A 21,077-nucleotide genomic window follows, 5' to 3' on the forward strand; every position below is an offset into this window, starting at 1 on the left:
ATATCTCCGTTCCAAATGATTTTTTAGATACCAATGAGCGCAATCAGGGCATAACGGAACGCGACCCATTTGATTCTTATCCTTTTACACACACCACCTGACGCAAGGTATGCACGATTTCCACCAACGACGATTGGGCTGCCATCACAGCATCAATATCTTTGTATGCCATCGGGATTTCATCGATCACATCGCTGTCTTTACGGCATTCCACATGCGCAGTCGCACGTTTTTGGTCGCTTACGGTAAAGCGTTTTTTTGCCTCGTTACGGCTCATCACTCGGCCGGCTCCGTGGCTGCACGAGCAAAAGCTTTCTTCGTTTCCAAGACCGCGGACGATATAGCTTTTCGCTCCCATTGAACCCGGAATGATCCCCATCTGGCCTTTACGGGCAGATACCGCACCTTTACGCGTCACCAAAACGTCTTCACCGTAATGCTGTTCACGCTGTACACCCAAACACGATCCGCTTCATCAGGGCATAACTCAATAAAATGGTTCCCCGTTCCCAGCGTTCCTACCTGATGAATGCCCTTAACAGAATGGCGATCAGTTTGGGCAATCGAAACGAATAATGGTGTCACTATTCAGGCCGATTAGAAAACATGAAAACAAAAATTTCTGCCCGCAATCCTTGCGATGAACGCCAGCGTGAGTATAATGCGCGACGATTTGCCGGGAGAAAACATGAAAGATTGCGCTGTAAAAGCTGTTACAAAACATCAGGCTAACGAAACACTGTCTGTCGGCAGCGTAAACGCATTGTTTTTCCCATTGCTTAAACGAACATTTAAAAAGCCCCTCTATTGAGGGGCTTTTTTTTGTCTGCCCAGTCCAAGGCTAGAAGTCATAAAAGAGGAACGTAAACATGGCTAACCCGTTATATCGCAAGCATATCATTTCAATTAATGATCTGAGCCGCGCAGATCTGGAACTGGTATTGCAGACGGCCGCTGCATTGAAAGCCAATCCCCAGACTGAGTTATTGAAACACAAGGTGATAGCGAGTTGTTTCTTTGAAGCCTCCACACGCACCCGCCTCTCTTTTGAAACCGCCATTCAGCGACTCGGCGCTTCCGTCGTGGGCTTTGCTGACAGCAGCAATACGTCATTGGGTAAAAAGGGAGAAACGCTGGCGGATACCATTTCTATCATCAGCCAATATGCCGATGCGATCGTTATGCGTCACCCACAGGAAGGGGCGGCACGACTGGCTTCCGAGTTTTCCGGCCATATCCCTGTGATTAACGCCGGCGATGGCGCAAACCAGCATCCAACCCAGACGTTGCTCGATCTGTTCACCATCCGGGAAACTCAGGGCAGACTGGAAAACCTGAAAATCGCCATGGTCGGTGATTTGAAATATGGCCGAACTGTTCACTCGCTGACCCAGGCGCTGGCGAAATTCAGTGGCAACCATTTCTGCTTTATCGCACCAGATGCCCTTGCGATGCCAAGCTATATCCTGCACATGCTGGAAGAAAAACAGGTGAGTTACAGCCTGCACAATCACTTTGAAGATGCCCTGCCTGAGCTGGATATTCTGTATATGACGCGCGTCCAGAAAGAGCGCCTTGATCCTTCAGAATATGCCAATATCAAAGCCCAGTTTGTCCTGCACGCGGCGGATCTGGTGAATGTCAAAGAGAACCTGAAAGTGCTGCACCCGCTGCCGCGCATTGATGAAATCACGGTAGATGTCGATAAAACCCCCTATGCTTATTATTTCCAGCAAGCGGGAAATGGCATTTTCGCCCGTCAGGCATTGTTGTCGCTGGTATTAAATGAAGATGTTGTGATTGATGATTAACAAGAATAAATAGCCATTAATATTATGACTGTGGAAATTATTCCTTGGTCATAATATTAAATCGACGTACTTCTAATTGTTATTCAGAAGAACAAACCCTAAACACCTTACACAAGGCGCCGAAGTTCAGCCCGGCTCTGTTCCGTGAGGGATAATTTCACCGGCACAGATTTTGAGGTTGGTGTACCTGTACCATCACCAAAACTTTCCAGTGGAACTAATGGGTTGGTTTCCGGATAGTAAGCGGCAAGGTTGCCGCGGGGTATGGTGTAAGGCACTAACTTGAAGCCGGAAACTCTTCGCCTGATGCCGTCATGCCATACTGTTTCGATATCGACCCGATCGCCGGCTTGGTATCCCCATTGAGCCATATCGTCCGGATTCATGAACAATACTTCCCGCTGACCATAAACCCCGCGATAACGATCATCCAATCCATAAATCGTGGTGTTGTATTGATCGTGTGAACGCAAGGTCTGCAACGTGAAAGGAACATCAGTGCCGTCAATTTGTGGAAACAGGGTCTTCGGCAGTGTCGCAGGACTGAACTGCGCTTTTTTGCTCGGTGTCGCAAAACGTAATTCGGCCGCCGCATTGCCAAGATAGAAACCGCCGGGTTGCTCACATTTTTGATTAAAGTCGGCAAATCCCGGAATGGTTGCCGCAATATGATCGCGAATTTTATTGTAATCACAAGCTAATTCCAGCCAGTTAATCGTCGCGGTATTGCCTACTGTCGCATTGGCAATGCCTGCCACAATCGCCGTCTCAGAACGTTGGGTATCACATAACGGTTTATTCACGCCCTCGGAAGCATGAACCATGCTGAAAGAGTCTTCTACCGTCACAAACTGCGAGCCTGTGGCCTGAATATCTTGTTCGGTACGACCCAATGTCGGCAGGATAAGCGCGCCCTTTTTACCGGTAATGAGGTGACTCCGGTTTAATTTTGTGCTGATGTGTACGGTCAAATCGCAGTGTTTAAGCGCGTCTTCTGTTCGCTGAGTATCCGGAGCCGCAGCCGCAAGGTTGCCGCCCAGTGCGATCAGCACCTTAACTTCGTCACGCGACATGGCACTTAACGCTTCCACAACATTATGACCATGAGTACGAGGTGGCTCGAAACCAAAATGAGCGGCCATGCTATCCAAGAAAGGCCGGGACGGTTTTTCATTAATCCCCATCGTCCGGTTACCCTGTACATTACTGTGACCACGTACCGGACAAAGCCCTGCGCCCGGTTTACCCAATTGACCAAAAAGCAATTGCAGGTTGACGATTTCGCGCACGGTCACCAGAGAGTGTTTATGTTGCGTTATCCCCATTGCCCAAGTACAGATGACGCGTTCAGCACGCTGATAAATAGAGGCCGCCTCGCGCAATTGTGCTTCGCTCAATCCCGATTGCTCTTCGATAAATGACCAGTCGGTTGCAGCCACTTCTTGCAAATAAGCCTCCACACCGTTGGTGTACGTTGCAATAAACGCCAGATCAAAAATACCTGATTTACCTTCGGCCAGCAGGGTGTTATGGGTTTCCCAAAGTGCCTTAACCATCCCACGCACTGCGGCCATATCTCCGCCAAGCTTAGGCTGATAATAACGATGGCTGATTTCCCCTGCCCTTGGCGTGATCACTTCGAGCGGCTTTTGTGGATCAGCGAAACGTTCCAACCCGCGCTCACGCAGCGTGTTAAACGTCACGATACGCGCGCCACGTTCGGCAGCGTGCCGTAAGCTATGCAGCATTCGTGGGTGGTTGGTGCCGGGGTTTTGACCGAAGACAAAAATGGCATCAGCGTGATCAAAATCTGACAGCCGGATTGTCCCTTTCCCAACCCCTAAACTTTTTAACATGCCGCTGCCACTGGCTTCATGACACATATTGGAGCAATCAGGAAAGTTATTTGTTCCGACCAGACGGCCAAATAGTTGATACAGCCATGAAGCCTCATTACTGGCGCGCCCTGAAGTGTACAGTTCAAGCTGATTGGGGTGATCCATCGCCTGAATATGGCGGGCAATCAGGGTAAACGCCTCATCCCAACTGATCGGCTCATAATGATCCGTCTGCGGGTTATAGCTCATCGGTTCCACCACTCGCCCTTGGTATTCAAGGAAATAATCACTTTGCTGGTAAAGTTTACTCACACTGTAAGTGGCGAAGAATTCCCGATCAACATACCGGCGAGTGGCTTCCCAAGTCACGGCCTTGGCACCGTTTTCACAAAAACTAAAAAGACTTTTGTTGTCATCTCCCCATGCGCATCCGGGGCAATCGAAGCCTTTGGGCTTGTTCATGCGCATCAGGTTAACCATATTCTTCAGGGCTTGTTTACTATCAAAGACGAAGCGGGTTGTTGCCTCCAGTGAACCCCACCCCCCCGCAGCCGCGTGGTAAGGTTTTATTTTTGATTTGAATTTCATAAAAATCTCTATTTTTTATGCCGTGGTCAACACTCTCTGGCCACAGATTTGCAGGTGAACCCATAACGCCGAATTCATTCATCGGCGGCTTACCACCGATATCATGTTAGCTTATTAATGGATTACATTTTGCAGAACAATAGTGTGATGGAGATCAAATAAATGCTATCAGAGGCTAAAAGATGGGCAAGGTTTCTGTTCTGGTGGTGAGGTTTTTTCTTTCTGGGAGAAAGATCTGTATCACCAACATCGATTAAAAATATTAATTTAATTCTTTTTTAAAAAAAACGACCTTTTCAGTCATTTGGAATCCCAATCCAATATGCACCTGTTGCGACAGAACATTATCCAATTCGGTATCGGATGCGAGTTCCTGACACCCTTTTTTCCTTCCCCAAGATTGCACTTCGTCTACCAATAGCTTGGCTATCCCACATTTTCTATAGCTTGAGGAAACAAAGATCCCCTCAAGAAAAACCACCGGACTACTGTTACAACCATTTACATAGTCATGTCTGACTGAGGCATCAGCAAAACCCAGTTCGTTACCCGCGTCATCTCGCACAATAAATGAAACCAACTGACTGGAAGAGATAATTTCTTCCCCGTCGGCTTGATGGGCTGCTTTTGCATGATGAGGCCAGAGCTGTTCTCGCAATGCTATCCATACTGGCAAGTTATCTTCATTTAGCTCTTCGATTAACATATTGATATTAATGTCATTTTTCATATATTAGATTAATTCCTGCTGTTTGATGTGGAAATAGGGGGTGTTATCTCACATTATGCTAATGGGAAATAATAAGTATTGTAATATTTAATTTCAGAATATTAGATAATGAGATTTATTCCACATGGAAGTAAATAGCAATAACTAAATACCTTTTCATAATAGTGAGAGTCTCAACATGCGTTGCTTCCTGATCCCGCGCGGTGCGCGAGGTCAGGAATACACCTATCATTTTGAAAAGGTATTTAGGAATTATTGTCGTTTTATATTCACAGATTGAAAAAATAACGTTCTTAACGAAGGCAAGCATTCATATGAATATTTATCAGTACCTTGATTCAATTTTTAGATAGAGATCTTAAGATTGTCTCTAAATTGTAAGCCTTAATATCATTTGCTCGTTATGCTCAGAAAGTAAATCTTAAGCATAACGAGCAGAAAAACAATCTTTTGATACACAGTTCACCATATAGATATGATTCCTTTCTTTCATATTCCTTCCTTGTGCCCTACATAAACAATAGAAAAAATAGAAATTTCCCTGATGTTGGCCTCTTGTATTACAAAATATTAATAGATAACATAACATTATCAATATCAACGTTCGACAATATATTATCAAAGAGATGATATAATGCAAGATTCAAACAAGATAAAAAATGCAGAAGCTGATGTCTTACTATCTAATATCGCACAAAACATTGATTTTTTGATGAAAAAAAACAATATGGACTCACAGGCCCTGAGTAAATTGACAGGTTTAGGAATTGCGACTGTCAACAGCCTTAGACGAGGTGTTGGCAACCCGACTATTTCGACTATCTCATCAATTGCAGATGTATTCGGTGTGAATGTTGGTGAAATTACAGACAATAAATTATCTGAGTCAAATGAAAATGAAGAAATTATCTCATCAGTACCTCTAATTCGTTATGATGAATTGGATGGATACGTATCAGGTAAAATAGTCAACACTAATTTATATAAACTGAGTATTCAAGAAGATCATGAAAACTCTCTTTTCGCAGTAGAGTTTTCAAATAACCTTCTATCTCCATATTTTGATAGCAAAACTATTGCAATCGTTTCTAAAGCCGAAAATTTTTGTGATAGTGATGTAGTTCTCGTAAAAATTAAAGATGCCCCTATTTGTTTTAGGCAAGTTTTTGTCGGTGAAAGTGGCATTTACTTCTCAATATTAGGTATTGAAAATGAACGTAAAGCGGCCTTAACCAAAAATTATACAATAATTGGGGTAGTGATTAAATCAATTAAAAGATTAAAATAGGAAATTAATAATGGTAAAAATAATTGATTTTTTCAAAAAAACATTCAAACCTCGTTATATATACAGTTTGCAAAAATTCGAACCAGTAAAAGAAAATGGATTTTATATATTAAAAGAGTTAGGCACGCATACATGTATAAAAGCAACAGCAGAAGATATTTTTGAAAGTGATTTATTATATAACATAAACCCTGCTGATATCATATTTATAACACGATTTGAAGAATATGATATGAGGAAAAAACAGAAGTTTGAAATAGTAGAAGAGAGGAGAGATTTATCATTCACAATACAAAATGCCTATTCTTGTAGAAAAATTAATGAAAAAGAGCTGCTTACAGATCAAAATATCGTCGAAAAATTAGATCCAACAAGCCTTGTTAGAATAGCCTATATGTCAGGATTAAAAGATGGAAGAAGAATTTCCGATGAAATATTAAAATCAGAAAAGATAAAATCATCCAAGACCGCAAAATTAAAGGTAATAAAATGACTAATTCTTATCCTACCAATTCAAAATTCAAATATGATTCTTTACTCATTTCTTTATCTGTTACAATAATGATAACTTGTGATGTGCTTGTGTATAAGACACTGGATTTTGATGGTTTTAAAATCACATTTAGCGGGATTTTATTCTCTTTTTATTTCCTAATATCCACAATCCAGACGGAGGTTTATGGATACAGGCAAGGAGTTAGAACTGTCTGGATAATAGTCCTATGCCAATCCATTTTTGTAATGATTATCTTTGCATCATCACATACTCAACCAGAAAACAATCAGATATCAATGAACTTTAAGTCATTATTTGGCGAATTTTGGCGTGTTATGGTAGGAACATGGACTTCTGTACCAATTTCTTACTTTATCAACGGATTCGTTATATCTAATTTAAAAAAAGTTTTCCTTGGTAGATTCTTTTTTATAAGATATATCATTGCTTCAATGATTACCCAAGCCGCTCTTTTACTATCAGCGTATCCTATCAGCCTTTCTTCAAAATATAACTTTAATGAATTAATCACAATTATTGCAACAACATGGTCTTATAAAGTTATCATGTCTATTATTCTTCTACCAATAGGCATCTTTCTGGCAGAGAAAATAAAAAAAATAGAATCCACTGATATATACGATTGGAACATATCATACAATCCATTTCTTTTCGGAGGTAATAAAAAATGAAAGTGATTCACTTATCGGATATACATTTAACCCGAAATCGAGATCAAAAACCATTTGATGTAAATCCTTATGAAAATTTTGATTTTGTTTGTGAAGAGATATTAAGAATAAAAAATCTAAACGAGATAGCGTTAATTATCGTTTCCGGTGATATTGCAAATGATGGTGATGCAGAAGCATACAAATACTTTTTTAGAAAAATGGAATCATTAAGAACACCTTATATCGCCATACTGGGTAATCATGATCTCAAGGAGAACTTTAATATCGCGCTCGCAGAAGAAAAAAATCAATTTCTTATCCATTCACGTCAATATAAAAATAATGGCTGGCGTATTATTTCAGTCGATACAGTTGTTGAAGGCGAGGATTTTGGTTTTATATCCAAAGATAACTTAGCAGAATTAGAAGAAGAAATTGTTAAAAATAGTGATGTTAATATCGCTATTTTTATGCACCACCATGCTATTCCAGTTGGGACACCCATTGTAGATAACTGCATGTTGAATAATGGTAAAGAATTATTAGATCTTTGTAAGAAATATCAGGTTAAGTTTATCGGCAGCGGGCATGCACATACTTCACGTATTTGGCACCATAATACAATGACAACCTCTGTTGCTCCCGCAGTGGTATTCCAATGGCTGCCAGGCATAGAGACAGTCAAGATATCAAAAGGCTTTGGTTTCAATATCATTGATTTTTCATCTGATTTATCTATCACTTCATGTATTTATTAATGGCTGTTCTCTCTATTTTTCAAGTTGCAGCGCAGTTGGCTGCACTTGTTCATCTCCAACATTCGCCTTTTAAATTAAAAATCTAATCAGGTGAAATGCCAAATCGTCTGTGACAAAATAAGCCGATTTCCTTGATCCCCTAATATCCGGAGGAGGAATACCGAAACGGTATTTATGACACAACATGACCCAAGACCATCAACTACAAGTAGAAGCCATTAAATGCGGCACGGTTATCGATCACATTCCCGCCCATGTCGGTTTTAAGTTATTGTCACTGTTCAAACTCACCGAAACAGACCAGCGCATTACCATTGGCCTGAATCTGCCTTCCAACCAACTGGGTAAAAAGGATCTGATTAAGATTGAAAATACCTTTCTGACAGCGCAACAGGCAAACCAGCTCGCCATGTATGCGCCGCATGCCACAATCAATAACATTGAGAATTATGTTGTCGTCAAAAAGATGCCAATCAATCTGCCAGACCAAATCGACAACGTTCTGGTCTGCCCAAACAGTAACTGCATCAGTCACAATGAACCCGTTAACAGCAGCTTCTCCGTGATGTCAGCGAAAGACGATGTGATGTTGCGTTGTAAATACTGTGAGAAAGAGTTTGATCGTCAAGCCGTTATTGATAACGCTTAATCGCCGGTTCAAACCCTCTGCCCGCTTCAGTCATCGACAAGAGTGTCCTGTATCCATTGATGCGGGACAGCGGATCACTATAATGGCGATCCAGAACATTTTTCCATTCAGACGTCAAACAGGAGTTTCTAATGTCACGTTCTATCCATACCGAGAATGCACCCGCCGCAATCGGCCCTTATGTTCAGGGTGTTGATCTGGGCAGCATGGTTATCACTTCCGGCCAGATCCCGGTTGATCCCAAAACCGGCGCTGTTCCTGAAGAGGTGACAGCCCAAGCCCGTCAATCTTTGGAAAACGTCAAAGCTATCATTGAACAAGCCGGCCTGAAAGTGGCTGATATCGTAAAAACTACGGTATTTGTCAAAGACTTGAATGACTTTGCTGCCGTGAACGCAACTTACGAAGCGTTCTTCGCTGAACATAATGCGCCGTTCCCTGCGCGTTCATGTGTTGAAGTTGCCCGCCTGCCAAAAGATGTGAAAATCGAGATTGAAGCGATCGCCGTTCGTCGCTAATCTGTCGTTCTCCCAGCCCTGATCACTTCGGTATCAGGGTTGTTATTACCGCCCTGTTTTCCTCCCCCGATAACCTGCTTTTCTTTGTCTGAGATCAACTTTTCAGGTTGTATATTCGCTCAAATGATCTATATATTGTGTTTAAATACACAAAAATCACTATATGTAGTATTTATACACAAGATTATCCACACCAACGCAAAAAACGGCCATTCAGGTCATTTTCGTCTGTGGATAACATATCGAGGAGCCATATTGTGAAAATGGTTGTGACGCAACAGGATAACCGCCACGTTGACGTTAGTCAGGGTAATACCGGTGAACAGGCTTCCTATACATGGCATGATCGGCTGGATCAAGAAATCCGCGGACTGATCGAACAAAATCACTTATCTCTTCTTAATGAAAATGCCAACAAAGATAGTAAGGTCATCCCGACTCAGCGTGATTTATTAGCGGGAATTGTCGCCCGGCAATATGCCAAGCAGCATATGCTGCCGCGAGATGTGGTACAGGCACATGATAAAGGCGAAATTCACTATCATGATCTGGATTACGCCCCGTTTTTTCCTATGTTCAACTGTATGCTGATCGATTTACAGGGGATGCTGACCAACGGCTTTAAAATGGGCAATGCAGAAATTGAGACGCCCAAATCCATTTCTACTGCCACTGCGGTCACTGCCCAGATCATTGCGCAAGTTGCCAGTCATATTTATGGCGGCACGACCATTAATCGCATTGATGAAGTCCTCGCGCCTTTTGTGAAAGCCAGTTATGACAAACATCTGGCCATTGCCAAAGAGTGGCAGATCACCGATCAGGTTGCCTATGCAGAAGCGCGTACAGAAAAAGAGTGTTATGACGCTTTCCAGTCACTGGAATATGAAGTCAATACGCTGCATACCGCCAATGGGCAAACGCCGTTTGTCACTTTCGGTTTTGGATTGGGAACAACCAAAGAAGCCCGTTTGATCCAAATTTCGATTCTGCGCAACCGTATTGCGGGGTTGGGAAAAAAGCGCAAAACCGCAGTCTTCCCCAAGCTGGTTTTTACTATTCGCGATGGATTGAATCACCGTTTTGGTGATCCCCACTATGACATTAAGTTATTGGCGCTGGCGTGTGCCAGTAAACGCATGTACCCCGATATTCTCAATTATGATCAAGTGATTAAGGTAACGGGTTCATTTAAAACGCCAATGGGTTGCCGCAGTTTTCTCGGCGTTTATGCAGAAAATGGCCGGCAAATTCATGAAGGTCGCAATAATTTGGGCGTTATCAGCCTGAACCTGCCCCGCATGGCACTTGAAGCCAAGGGGAATGAAGCGGATTTTTGGCAAATTTTGGATCAACGCTTGCTGATCGCAAAAAAAGCGCTGATGACCCGCATTGCCCGCCTCGAAAATACCAAGGCCCGCGTTGCCCCCATCCTCTACATGGAAGGTGCCTGTGGTGTCCGCCTGAAAGCCGATGACAATATCGCCGATATTTTTAAACACGGCCGGGCTTCTATCTCATTGGGTTATATCGGCATTCATGAAACGATAAATGCGTTATATGGTAATCACCTTCATCTGTTTGATGATGAACAGCGCCAGCAGAAAGCCATTGCTATTGTTAAACACTTGCGTCAGGCCGTCGAGCAATGGAAACGGGAGACTGGTTATGGGTTTAGTTTGTACAGTACACCAAGCGAGAATTTATGTGACCGCTTCTGCCGTTTGGATACCGCCGAGTTCGGTGTGATCCAGGGCGTCACAGATAAGGGCTATTACACCAACAGCTTTCATCTGGATGTGGAGAAGCAGGTCAATCCCTACGATAAACTGGACTTTGAAGCGCCCTATCCGCCATTGGCAAACGGGGGTTTTATTTGCTACGGCGAATATCCCAATCTGCAACATAACCTGAAAGCGTTGGAAGATGTCTGGGATTACAGCTATTCCCGTGTGCCTTATTATGGCACCAATACACCAATTGATGAGTGTTACCGGTGTGGTTTTAGCGGAGAGTTTGCCTGTACCAGTAAAGGATTCACCTGTCCCCAATGTGGCAATCATGATTCAGCCCAAGTTTCCGTGACTCGCCGTGTTTGTGGTTACCTCGGCAGTCCTGATGCACGCCCATTCAATGCAGGTAAGCAGGAAGAGGTAAAACGCCGCGTAAAACATCTCGGCAACGGGCAAGTGGGTTAATGCAATGAATTATCACCAATATTATCCGGTTGATGTGGTCAATGGCCCCGGAACCCGCTGTACGCTGTTTGTGTCAGGTTGCCTGCATCAATGCCGTGGCTGCTATAACCAAAGCACGTGGCGCGTCGATTCGGGTCAGCCTTTTACGCCAGCCATCGAAGATCAAATCATGGCTGACCTGAAAGATCACCGTATTAAACGGCAAGGTTTGTCACTATCTGGCGGCGATCCGCTGCATCCGCACAATGTCCCCTGCGTACTGCGGCTGGTTAAGCGTGTACGAAATGAATGTCCAGATAAGGATATCTGGCTGTGGACGGGTTATGTCCTCCATGAATTAAGTGAAGTACAGCAAGAAGTTATCCATAATATTCATGTGCTGGTGGATGGGAAATTTGAACAGGCGTTGTATGACCCTTCGTTAATTTGGCGAGGCAGTCGTAATCAGGTCATCCACTATTTAAGGTAGAGAATTTAAGACAGGGAATTAACGCTGCCAATGCAATTTTTTGCCAAAGCCGAGGGTGTTATTTACCATTTTGATTTCATGGATATTGAGCTGCCAGATTGGGGATTTGGCCGACAGGGCAATGGGAAAACGGCGGCAATAACGTGCTCTGGCGAGGGTTTCGGCTTCACCTGTCAATGGCATGACTTCACCACGAAATTGCACCCCTTTTATGTGTGCGATATTGCGGGTCTGGCCGGCAATAGTGCCTGCAACAATGGGATTTTTTTGCATCATCTTACCGTGGCGGGTATCAGATTCAGTCATAAACCAAAATGCCATGCTATCAGCATCAAAGGCATAAAAGCAGTTTGCACACCATAAATCCTGGGCTGAAGATGTACAAAGCGTGAATACATGTTGCCTGACGAGATATTGGCGAATAATTAAAATTTCTTTATTTAAGTCCATATATTCCCATACCGTTATTTTACTCAAATCATAACAGAACACGCCAGATTGCCTATCTGGTTACGTGTTCTGTCTTTGACTTACGGCTAACAGGATAAATTATTTATAAATTTCAGCAACACCATTGAGTTGGTTATGACCATTCGCAGAAATAATGCGGAAATAGGTTGCGCCAACTTCATCAGCTTTTTTGGACAACTCTGTGGTCAGACTATGCAGCATGCCGCCGGAAAAGGCGCAAAGTACCTACGCGGGAAAAGTCCCTTGGCCTTGGTTTACCAGAGTCCGCTAAGGGATAAGGGAATCGCATTGAAAGTGGAGTATCGGGTGAAAAAACTGAGTAAACAGCAAAAAGAAAGGCTAGTTATTGACCAGCCTCTCTGTATAACGACGTATTTAATAGAAATCGGTTCATCTGAGAAGTTTTTCACCCAGGCTATGACCACAGGTGATCAAAATAGACAGGATAAGTAACCAGCCCCTGACAGTCCCCCCGTAAAATATCAGTCAGGGGGTAGATCAGGAAGTAATCCTCACAATCAGGCCATTGGCAATATAATTGGTATTCATTGGCAAGTTTAAAGCCAAAACGGTAGTAGTACTCAGGATCACCCAACACCACAACCGCCCCATAGCCAAACTCGTTCAGGCTATCCAGCCCTTCATAAACCAATTTTTCACCAAGCCCATGACAACGATACTGTTCCGCCACAGACAATGGCGCCAAACCAACCCATTGATGATCTTCACCATTGATATCAACAGGCGCGAAACCGGCATAGCCAATCACCTGGCCTTCATCGTCAGTCGCAACAATACCCAATGTCAATAAACCATCTTCTCTTAGTTGATGAATTAACTCAGCTTCTGCCGATGTTTCAAAAGATTGACGCAGCAAACGGTCAATCCCCATAGCATCGACAGGAATTTCGACCCTGATTAACATGGCGATAATGCGCGATCGTTCCGATCAGCGCCCTCCTTCTGTTCCGCTTTGATAAATTCAGCCCGATGCAAGTATCAGAAAGGCGATGACTTGCAATGGGAAAATCGATAATAAATCCCTTATCATAAAACGTCTACAGGATGAACATCAGCAGCAGCCATTTTTGCGGAGTCTAAGGTCAGTGATCAGCGGTTTTCGCTTGCCGATTCATGGACATAAGATTATGAATATTACTGAGAAAATAAGCGCTTAATGCGTTGGATCAGAGAACGGAATTCTTTATTGCGCAGCATGCCAATCAAGATGCCCAAAACCATATATATCACGCCAAGCAGTAGCATCATGCCGATATCTTTGTATACATTGTGCAGTGACAATCCCATCTGGTTAACCCCTGCTATCGCTTTTGTCGCCCATGTCGATGGTAAGGCCGATGAAACCACCCTGACCCATTCAGGCATCGCCTGAGGTGGCCAGACTGTGCCAGAGATATAGAAGACCGGCGTAGTAATAAAAGCCAATGTCAAATAAATCATTTCCACGCTGCGCAAGCATTCTGTCACCAATTTCCCCAATCCTAATACCGTCAACAAGAACGGGAATGTCAACAAAAGGACAAGATAAATCGGTGCATCTTGCCGATACCCCAATATCCACGGCCATAAGATAAAAAAGATCACGGACAGAAACAGCCAGATGGGGATCAAGGCGGATAATGCACCCAGATAGACGGGAAGCGGTGGATTGCCCTGAGGGGTATCCCGTAGGGTAATACTGACGCGAACGCAAGATATGAGCAAAGAGTGTTGCAGCAGCATGACCAATAAACCCGGAAATACTATCGCGGGATAGCTGACACCGGGGTTAAATAATCCGATGGTTTCACCCTTAATCGGTTGGAGCAAGATTTTTACCTGCTCAAGACTGAAACCCGACTGTAAAAGCAACATGCCATTGAACTCTGACAAGAGCTGTTGATAAGCCTGAACGAGATCCTTTTGGATTTGCCCATTGGCGAGGCGATTGGTCGCGTCACCATAAATCGGCACGGTTACATTTTGCCCGTTAAGCAGGCGTTTTTCAAAATCCACAGGAACGATGATGATGGCGAAGATGGTTCGCTGTAGCAAGTCACGACGGGCATGGCTGAGATTATCGTAGCTTTGGGTTTTCACGTTCGCCGTGGAATTAATATTACGGATCAACGCATGGCTCGCATGGCTGTTATCCTGATCGATCACGGCAATCGGTAAGTCCCACAAAGAAGGATGAATATAAACCATGCTCATCACACATAACGACACAATCAATAGCAACCACATGGGTTTTTCCAACATTCCCAAAAATACATCGCGCAATGTCTGCCAGTATAATGCCCAACGGGTTTTCTCATGATCCGACATTATGCGCCTCCCTCTGATTGATTAAGCCGCTGCCACAAGCGATTACGGATCAGAAAACTACAAACCGCAGGATAGATCATCAATATCAGGCAAACATGCAGGATAATCTGTAGGGAGACTTCCCGCAGGAAGATGTCAAACATGGCATTCAAGGCATAAGTTAATGGTTCAAGGGTAGAAATAATTCTGGCAGGCCATATCATCGAGAGTTCTGGCACGATCATACCGGAAAATGCCAGCGCAATACTGACCAGCATCCCAATCATGGTGTAAGCCGTTATTGCACTGCTGGTGAACGTAAACAGCAACAAGCCAATGCTTTGTGCGGCAATCACATAGAAAAACCCCACAATCGGCATATACAACGGATTACCGGCGACTTTTGCATCCGAGAAAATCACCAGCGCCATAATTTCCACCATCAATAGCAGTGTGAAAATCAACGTGTAGGGTGCCAATTTTCCTAACAAGGCCCCGATGAAAGATTCCGCCTTCAAGAGCGGCTTTCCCCGGGCCATGGTGTAGATAGTGCATGTGACGACAAAAAGCTGTAATAGGTGAATCGTTGCCGCAAATTGCTGGAAATAAATATAACTGCCACTGGCGTTAAACAAGCTGTCATAGGACATGCTCGCTTTGGCTAATGGCGGTAGCGGCCGACCGATCTCGGAAGCAATGATTGTGCGGTATTTTGCATTCGTTTCTGCTATCAATCCGCTGAAATCCTGCGTTGAATAACGTCCCGCCCCATAAAACAGGGCATTGTAATAGATACTTACCGTCGGCTGTTTTCCACTTAAAGCCTCTTTTTCAAAATTCTCAGGAATATAAAGCAGTGCGTAATCCTGAGCCCGGCGTATACGTTCCATGGATTCCTGCAAGCTATTGTCATAAGACTTGATATCTGCATGGGGGGCAGCATTCAAGTTGCGGATCAGGGTACGAGACTGCGTGCTATGGTCGTTATCCACCACTGAAACAGGTAAGTTAAACAGTGTGCCCTCTGAAAAATTGGCACTCGTTAACATAAACAGCAGCAAAGGGAACAGCCAACTCAGCCAGTGAAAAACCGGACTATGCAGTGCAACGCTAAATTCTTGGGAAAATCCTTGCTCAAAACTGCCCCACACCGCTTTTATATTCATCAGGCTGCCTTACTTATCCCAGAACCATAACGCACTCATGCCCGGACGTAAGCCATCAACAGGTTGCAATGGATATAACCGAACCTCAAATGTTCTCAGGTCAAAATCCCCCGTCGCACGGGTGGCCCGTTTTGTCGCATAATCCCCCATTGGCGCGATATAGCGGATTTCAGCTTCAATCTGCTTATTGCCCAGCGCAGGGACATGCAATGTAATTTTGTCGCCCTTGCGGACATTGGCCAAAATATTTTCCCGCAGGTTATAGACGAAATAAGCCTCTGAAATGCGTACCAATGTCGCCAACGGACTACTGGCATTAAAAAGTTGCCCCTCTTCCGCCGGCAATGGCCCGACTTCACCATTGATGGGCGCTTTGACTTGCAGATCATCATGCTGTATTTCCAGTTCACGCAGGTTTTCTTCTGCTTCATTCAATGCTGCCTGATACTGGTGTCGTAACTCTATACGATCCCCCTTTTTCCCTTCATCCAGCTCAGCTTTAGCCCCCAGCATTTTCTGATAGGCAATATCCCGCGTGCTGCGCGCATTATCCAGCTCAGTGGCAGACACATAGCCTTTGGTTGACATATTTTTGAGGCGATCAAATTCACGTTGGGCGTTTTTGTATCCCGATTGAGCCTGTGCAAACGCGGCGGCTAAACTTCGGATGTTCTCCTCACTCGTCCCGTGCAGGGATAATTCAAGTTTTGCTTTAGCTTGGTCGCGCAACGCCTGTACTGAGGCAACTTTCGCCGCCAGTTCAGGGCTATCAAGACTCACCATCAATTGCCCCGCTTTAACGTTATCTCCTCGTTCAACATGAACCTTAACGACTCGCCCCGCCGCTTTGGAAGCAATGATGACTTCTGGCGCATCAACCTCTCCTTGTAACAAAAGCTCTTGGTTATGGGAACGGAAAAACACAGCCATTGCGATCAGGAAGATGATCAGTAAGATTGTGAAAAGTGTTCTTTTTTTCATTATGTTCTGTAAGCCCCAAGCGTACTATCAGGTCAATATTTTCGATAAAATTAATCACCCAATTCGATGCCAGTCCGGTGTTAGTGACAGTGCTAAAACACACTAAACAGCATAATCTATGCCTAAACATTCTCCACTGCCTAAATTTTAGCATTTCTGGGGGGAATGCCTTTGATTAGTTATAAATATTGCTATAAATCATATTTAAATCATAATCAAGGTAATTATTGATATAAAATAGTATAATTATAGCATTATGTTTTTTAACAAATGCGGAACATTTTACACGTCATCCTGTAGAATTGAATAGCCAATCTGAAATAATTAGTTCAATAAAATTGATATAAACAAATTAATAATTAATTAATAGAATAAATTACTCTCCATCATTCTTTTTTCATTCAAGACAAGTATCGGCGATAAAAAGAGAATAAAAGAGTGGCGAAAAATAAAAGGTAATTCTGTAATAAAATTGCATATTATCATTACCACCATCCGTCTCATCGATTAAAACTAATCCCTGCCATTTTGTTGTTTCAAGCCCTCTCGATCGATATTCACCTTAATAATCATCCGTTGATTTGATTTCACAGAACAGAAAAACAAACCGTTAATCAATCATATTTATTTATAATTTATGCTGCCTTTATTCTCATTTGAAAGAGGGTATCAACAATTTACAATTTTATGCAAAACGATTGATAACGAAAGTTATATTGATCAAAAATTGATTTTATGCTGGAATAAAAAACCTCACAAAGACAAAACATCAGATCAATAATCTGAATGTTAACTATTAAGCAGGATTTGTTAACTATTTTGTGATATCTCAAATCAGGCAATGTCGTGTTGTCATTCCTTTATTGCGTCGCTATCTGGCGTTTTTCTCCCTGCTGACACGACTGATGGCAGACAGTAAATAGAAGTTAATATCCTGAATGGAGAACTGAAATGGATAGATTTACTGCTGATTCTCGCTTGGTGGTTTTTTTTATTGTTACAGGTTTATAGCTATGAACAGAAAATTCGATAAGCCGTGGCTACAACATCCGCAAAACTTGGTGAAACGCGTAGCTTGGATAAACATTGTTACCCAACTTGCGTTTCCCGCAGTTAGTGCATTTACTCCTACTATCGCGACTGCCAAAACCCCTTCAACGTTTAAAAATGAAAAATGGGCTTTACCAACAGAGCCTTATATCCTGAAACCAGGAGAAACAATCAGTATTGTCGCCAAACGTTATGGCTTAACGGCCTCTGACTTAATAAAAATCAACCAATTGCGTACTTTTGATAAACCTTTTACCGCACTTGGCGTGGGTAGTGAAATTGATGTTCCCAAACCTCGAAACAATAAATTTCTTCCTTTTAACTATTCTTCATTAACGCAATCGCCATCAGAACAATCTCCATTAAAACAATCTCCATCAGAACAATCGCCACCAGAACCACCTTCCTCAGAACCGTCTGCATTAAAACACTTTTTAATAGCGCAACCTGCATTAACTCAGGCACCTATTGCAGAAGATCCCGTTTCTATTACAGACGACAATTCAGGTCATCTGGCGGAGATGTCTTCTCGCCTTGGCCAGTTGCTGGCGAGTGACAATATTAAAGATAATGCAGTAAGTCAGTTAAACAGTCTGGCAACAGGCGAAGCCAGTCAGAAAATTCAAAATTGGTTGGAACGCTATGGTACAACGCGTGTGCAAATCAATATGGATAACCACGGCCGCTTGAATGGCAGCCAGTTTGATATGTTATTGCCACTGTATGATACCTCTCACCAGATGACCTTTACCCAGTTTGGCCTGCGCCATATTGATAAACGCAATACCGCCAATATTGGATTTGGTCAGCGCCATTTTATTGGCGATTGGATGTTGGGTTACAATGCTTTCTTTGACCGCGATATGACGGGTGAGAATAGTCGGTTCGGCCTTGGTGCAGAATATGCCCGCAATTACCTGAAATTGGCTGCGAACGGCTATTTTCGTTTAAGCAATTGGAAAGAATCCCGCCTTTTGACCGATTATGATGAACGTCCCGCCAATGGCTTCGACCTGAGAGCAGAAGGTTATTTACCCGCTTTACCCCAACTCGGCGGCAAGCTGATGTATGAGCAGTACTTCGGGGATGAAGTTGGGCTGGTCAGTCAAGACCATCTCAAGAAAGATCCTGCTGCCTTTACTGTCGGGGTTAATTATACGCCAATCCCCTTGCTGACTTTCGGTATTGACCGCAAACAAGATATGTCCGGTGATGGGGAAACGCTGTTCAATATCGCACTGAATTATGACATTGGTACGCCGTGGGCCAAACAGATTGATCCCGGTGCCGTCATGTTTAAGCGTTCCCTGCAAGGCGGCCGCTATGATTTGGTCGAACGCAACAATCAGATCGTTTTGGAATACCGCAAACGTGAAGTGATCTCTCTGGCAATGGATAACCTGATTATTGGTCATGCGAGAGATTCCAAACCGCTTCATATCAGTGTCAACAGTAAATATGGGTTTAGAGATATTCAGTGGGAAGCAGCAAGCCTTTTTGCCAATGGGGGTAAGATCCAGCATCAAGGTGGCACACACTATCTGTTGATCTTGCCAAAGTATCAGTCTCAGGGTGCCAATACCTACACGGTTGGGGCAACGGCTTACGATGAGCACGGCAATGCGTCCAAACGGGCTGAAATGAAGGTACAAGTGCTCCCTGCCATCGTTGATGCCGCTAAATCCACCTTCTCGGCAAAAGACAAAGAGCTGTTGGCTAATGGTCATGCCACCACCCTCCTGACGTTAACCTTGAAAAACCAGAACGACAAACCCATCAGTGGAATTGCCGCTGAAATCAAATTGGTTTCGAGTGGATTACAAGGCAGTGGCAGCGATCCGAAGATCGATAACATGAAAGAAGTTCAGCCGGGCGTTTATCAATCCCAGCTCACCGCCGGCGAAAAAATCGGAGTACTGAAAATCACCCCGGAAATCGAGGGTATTACCATCAAGCCCGTCGAGATCCTACTCGTCCATCCTGAGGCGCCAATCATCAAAGATTTGACCATTACTGGCAAATTGGAGATGGGACAGCAATTGGGTGCAACCTATAAATTTAATGCTAATGATGGCGACAAAACAGATAAATCGCGCTATGTGTGGGGCAATAAGGGCAATATTGACATGACCAAAGGCCGGTCAATCACAAAATCAGGTGAGGTGCCTAACTACACATTGACACTGGCCGATGCAGGGCAGGTGAAAGAACTTGCTGTACAGGCACGAAATGCGATGGACGTTATCGGAAATACACAGAATGTGGATACCAGCATGAGTGCCGGGCAGGGAAACAAAACGCATGATGGCGGAGAAGGAGGAACGGTCAGGGGGATTGCTGATGATATGACGATCACGACAAGCGCTGATAAGGTTGCAAAAGAAAAGCCGATCATACTGAGAATCAAAACGTTAAATCACGGACAGCCAGTCCGAAATGTCGCGGTCAGCATCACAGCCACTGGAGCAAAAAATCGCCAAGATGTTAATGAGAAAATCACAGTATTACTTAATGGCAAATTAGGTGAATACCAAGGTTTTACGGATGATCAAGGTGTTTTGTCTATGACTGCGACCGATCCTAACGGGCTTGGTGTGAAGACAACATTATCTGTCTCAGCGGATGATATTGCTGAACCACGAATTCAAGATGTCATTTTCACTGTGGTAACCAGCCCAGATGTTCCCGAAGCTAATTTTTGGGGACATATGCATGACACTATAGTGGACCTCAATGGGACTGTCTTTCATCGCCCTTCATTGCAAACAGAACTGAAGGTACAGCATTTACAATCAAGGGACCAATTTGAAGAAAGTGGTGAAGCATGGGCAACCCGTACCGCCCCCCATGCCGAACTGTACTGTAAGAGAATAAATAAAAAGCTGCCAACCAAGGACGATTTAATATCTCTGTACCACGTTTACCCAAACAATGCAATGCATGACCACTTTGGTTGGCCTGAGCATCGCTCCTATCGTTCTGCAACGCCAGGGAAAGACCAACAAGGGAGAGATGGACATTACGCGGTGAATATAGACCTAGGATTTGAACATGTGACCAATGATGCCGTTTTTGATTACATCAT

General features: G+C 43.7%; 19 protein-coding genes and 3 pseudogenes. 11 read left to right on the plus strand and 11 right to left on the minus strand.

Going from position 1 to position 21,077, the window contains the following annotated elements; translation table 11 throughout:
• Positions 1-76: 76 nt before the first annotated feature.
• A pseudogene (locus PSI17_RS12585) lies at positions 77-454 on the minus strand (RtcB family protein); the annotation flags it as partial.
• Positions 415-585 carry an RtcB family protein gene (locus PSI17_RS12590; protein ID WP_273552297.1) on the minus strand — a complete coding sequence of 57 codons (171 nt, stop codon included), beginning with the start codon at positions 583-585 and terminating at the stop codon, positions 415-417. The pseudogene PSI17_RS12585 and the gene PSI17_RS12590, both read right to left, overlap by 40 nt.
• A gap of 284 nt (positions 586-869) precedes the next feature.
• On the opposite strand from PSI17_RS12590, the gene pyrB reads away from it, so the two are divergent.
• Positions 870-1,811, plus strand: coding sequence for an aspartate carbamoyltransferase (pyrB, locus tag PSI17_RS12595; RefSeq protein WP_273552298.1), 942 nt, complete (start codon positions 870-872; stop codon positions 1,809-1,811).
• Between the two features lie 107 nt (positions 1,812-1,918).
• Here the strand turns inward: pyrB and PSI17_RS12600 are convergent, their stop codons facing one another.
• Both PSI17_RS12600 and aac(6') read right to left on the minus strand, forming a co-directional pair.
• Positions 1,919-4,237, minus strand: a complete 2,319-nt coding sequence (locus tag PSI17_RS12600; protein ID WP_273552299.1) for an FdhF/YdeP family oxidoreductase — start codon at positions 4,235-4,237, stop codon at positions 1,919-1,921.
• A gap of 262 nt (positions 4,238-4,499) precedes the next feature.
• Positions 4,500-4,967 (minus strand): aminoglycoside 6'-N-acetyltransferase, encoded by a 468-nt coding sequence (gene aac(6'), locus PSI17_RS12605; protein WP_273552300.1) that lies wholly within the window; start codon positions 4,965-4,967, stop codon positions 4,500-4,502.
• 634 nt (positions 4,968-5,601) lie between these two features.
• Between aac(6') and PSI17_RS12610 the strand changes: the two genes are divergently transcribed.
• From PSI17_RS12610 to pyrI, 5 genes are all read left to right on the plus strand, one after another.
• Positions 5,602-6,255 (plus strand): helix-turn-helix domain-containing protein, encoded by a 654-nt coding sequence (locus PSI17_RS12610; protein WP_273552301.1) that lies wholly within the window; start codon positions 5,602-5,604, stop codon positions 6,253-6,255.
• Positions 6,256-6,265: 10 nt separating this feature from the next.
• Entirely contained in the window at positions 6,266-6,748 is a 483-nt protein-coding gene (locus PSI17_RS12615; protein WP_273552302.1) for a hypothetical protein, read from the plus strand.
• Positions 6,745-7,443: a VUT family protein gene (locus PSI17_RS12620; protein WP_273552303.1), complete on the plus strand. Its 699-nt coding sequence runs from the start codon at positions 6,745-6,747 to the stop codon at positions 7,441-7,443. The genes PSI17_RS12615 and PSI17_RS12620 overlap by 4 nt, the downstream gene beginning before the upstream one ends.
• Entirely contained in the window at positions 7,440-8,183 is a 744-nt protein-coding gene (locus PSI17_RS12625) for a metallophosphoesterase family protein (protein WP_273552304.1), read from the plus strand. The genes PSI17_RS12620 and PSI17_RS12625 overlap by 4 nt, the downstream gene beginning before the upstream one ends.
• Before the next feature lie 184 nt (positions 8,184-8,367).
• Positions 8,368-8,832: an aspartate carbamoyltransferase regulatory subunit gene (gene pyrI, locus PSI17_RS12630; RefSeq protein ID WP_273552305.1), complete on the plus strand. Its 465-nt coding sequence runs from the start codon at positions 8,368-8,370 to the stop codon at positions 8,830-8,832.
• Here pyrI and PSI17_RS12635 read toward each other — a convergent pair.
• Positions 8,816-8,950, minus strand: coding sequence for a hypothetical protein (locus tag PSI17_RS12635; protein ID WP_273552306.1), 135 nt, complete (start codon positions 8,948-8,950; stop codon positions 8,816-8,818). The genes pyrI and PSI17_RS12635 overlap by 17 nt on opposite strands.
• Positions 8,951-8,963: 13 nt before the next feature.
• On the opposite strand from PSI17_RS12635, the gene ridA reads away from it, so the two are divergent.
• From ridA to nrdG, 3 genes and pseudogenes are all read left to right on the plus strand, one after another.
• The gene (gene ridA, locus PSI17_RS12640) at positions 8,964-9,350 is read left to right on the plus strand and encodes a 2-iminobutanoate/2-iminopropanoate deaminase (RefSeq protein WP_273552307.1); all 387 of its coding nucleotides are present in this window, start codon (positions 8,964-8,966) and stop codon (positions 9,348-9,350) included.
• A gap of 257 nt (positions 9,351-9,607) precedes the next feature.
• Positions 9,608-11,548, plus strand: a pseudogene (nrdD, locus tag PSI17_RS12645) (anaerobic ribonucleoside-triphosphate reductase); the annotation flags it as partial.
• A 4-nt stretch (positions 11,549-11,552) separates the two neighbouring features.
• On the plus strand, positions 11,553-12,017 hold the full coding sequence (gene nrdG, locus PSI17_RS12650) for an anaerobic ribonucleoside-triphosphate reductase-activating protein (RefSeq protein WP_273552308.1): 465 nt from the start codon (positions 11,553-11,555) through the stop codon (positions 12,015-12,017).
• 18 nt (positions 12,018-12,035) lie between these two features.
• On the opposite strand, the gene PSI17_RS12655 is transcribed toward nrdG, so the two are convergent.
• Both PSI17_RS12655 and PSI17_RS12660 read right to left on the minus strand, forming a co-directional pair.
• Positions 12,036-12,467 (minus strand): YhbP family protein, encoded by a 432-nt coding sequence (locus tag PSI17_RS12655; RefSeq protein ID WP_273552309.1) that lies wholly within the window; start codon positions 12,465-12,467, stop codon positions 12,036-12,038.
• Between the two features lie 99 nt (positions 12,468-12,566).
• Positions 12,567-12,689, minus strand: coding sequence for a DUF1471 domain-containing protein (locus PSI17_RS12660; RefSeq protein WP_273552310.1), 123 nt, complete (start codon positions 12,687-12,689; stop codon positions 12,567-12,569).
• On the opposite strand from PSI17_RS12660, the pseudogene PSI17_RS12665 reads away from it, so the two are divergent.
• Positions 12,684-12,941 (plus strand): annotated as a pseudogene (locus tag PSI17_RS12665) (GIY-YIG nuclease family protein); the annotation flags it as partial. The gene PSI17_RS12660 and the pseudogene PSI17_RS12665 overlap by 6 nt on opposite strands.
• Here PSI17_RS12665 and PSI17_RS12670 read toward each other — a convergent pair.
• The 4 genes from PSI17_RS12670 to PSI17_RS12685 form a co-directional block, all read right to left on the minus strand.
• Positions 12,904-13,413, minus strand: coding sequence for a GNAT family N-acetyltransferase (locus PSI17_RS12670; protein ID WP_273552311.1), 510 nt, complete (start codon positions 13,411-13,413; stop codon positions 12,904-12,906). The pseudogene PSI17_RS12665 and the gene PSI17_RS12670 sit on opposite strands and share 38 nt — an antisense overlap.
• Before the next feature lie 230 nt (positions 13,414-13,643).
• Positions 13,644-14,816, minus strand: a complete 1,173-nt coding sequence (locus PSI17_RS12675; protein ID WP_273552312.1) for an ABC transporter permease — start codon at positions 14,814-14,816, stop codon at positions 13,644-13,646.
• Positions 14,816-15,961, minus strand: a complete 1,146-nt coding sequence (locus PSI17_RS12680) for an ABC transporter permease (protein ID WP_273552313.1) — start codon at positions 15,959-15,961, stop codon at positions 14,816-14,818. Before PSI17_RS12680 ends, PSI17_RS12675 begins: the two co-directional genes overlap by 1 nt.
• A gap of 9 nt (positions 15,962-15,970) precedes the next feature.
• Positions 15,971-16,942: an HlyD family secretion protein gene (locus tag PSI17_RS12685; RefSeq protein ID WP_273552314.1), complete on the minus strand. Its 972-nt coding sequence runs from the start codon at positions 16,940-16,942 to the stop codon at positions 15,971-15,973.
• Between the two features lie 1,013 nt (positions 16,943-17,955).
• Here PSI17_RS12685 and PSI17_RS12690 point away from each other — a divergent pair.
• On the plus strand, positions 17,956-21,077 hold a 3,122-nt coding region (locus PSI17_RS12690), incomplete at its 3' end, for an inverse autotransporter beta domain-containing protein (RefSeq protein ID WP_273552315.1).

The sequence above is a fragment of the Xenorhabdus sp. IM139775 genome, from assembly GCF_028598745.1.
GTDB lineage: Bacteria > Pseudomonadota > Gammaproteobacteria > Enterobacterales > Enterobacteriaceae > Xenorhabdus.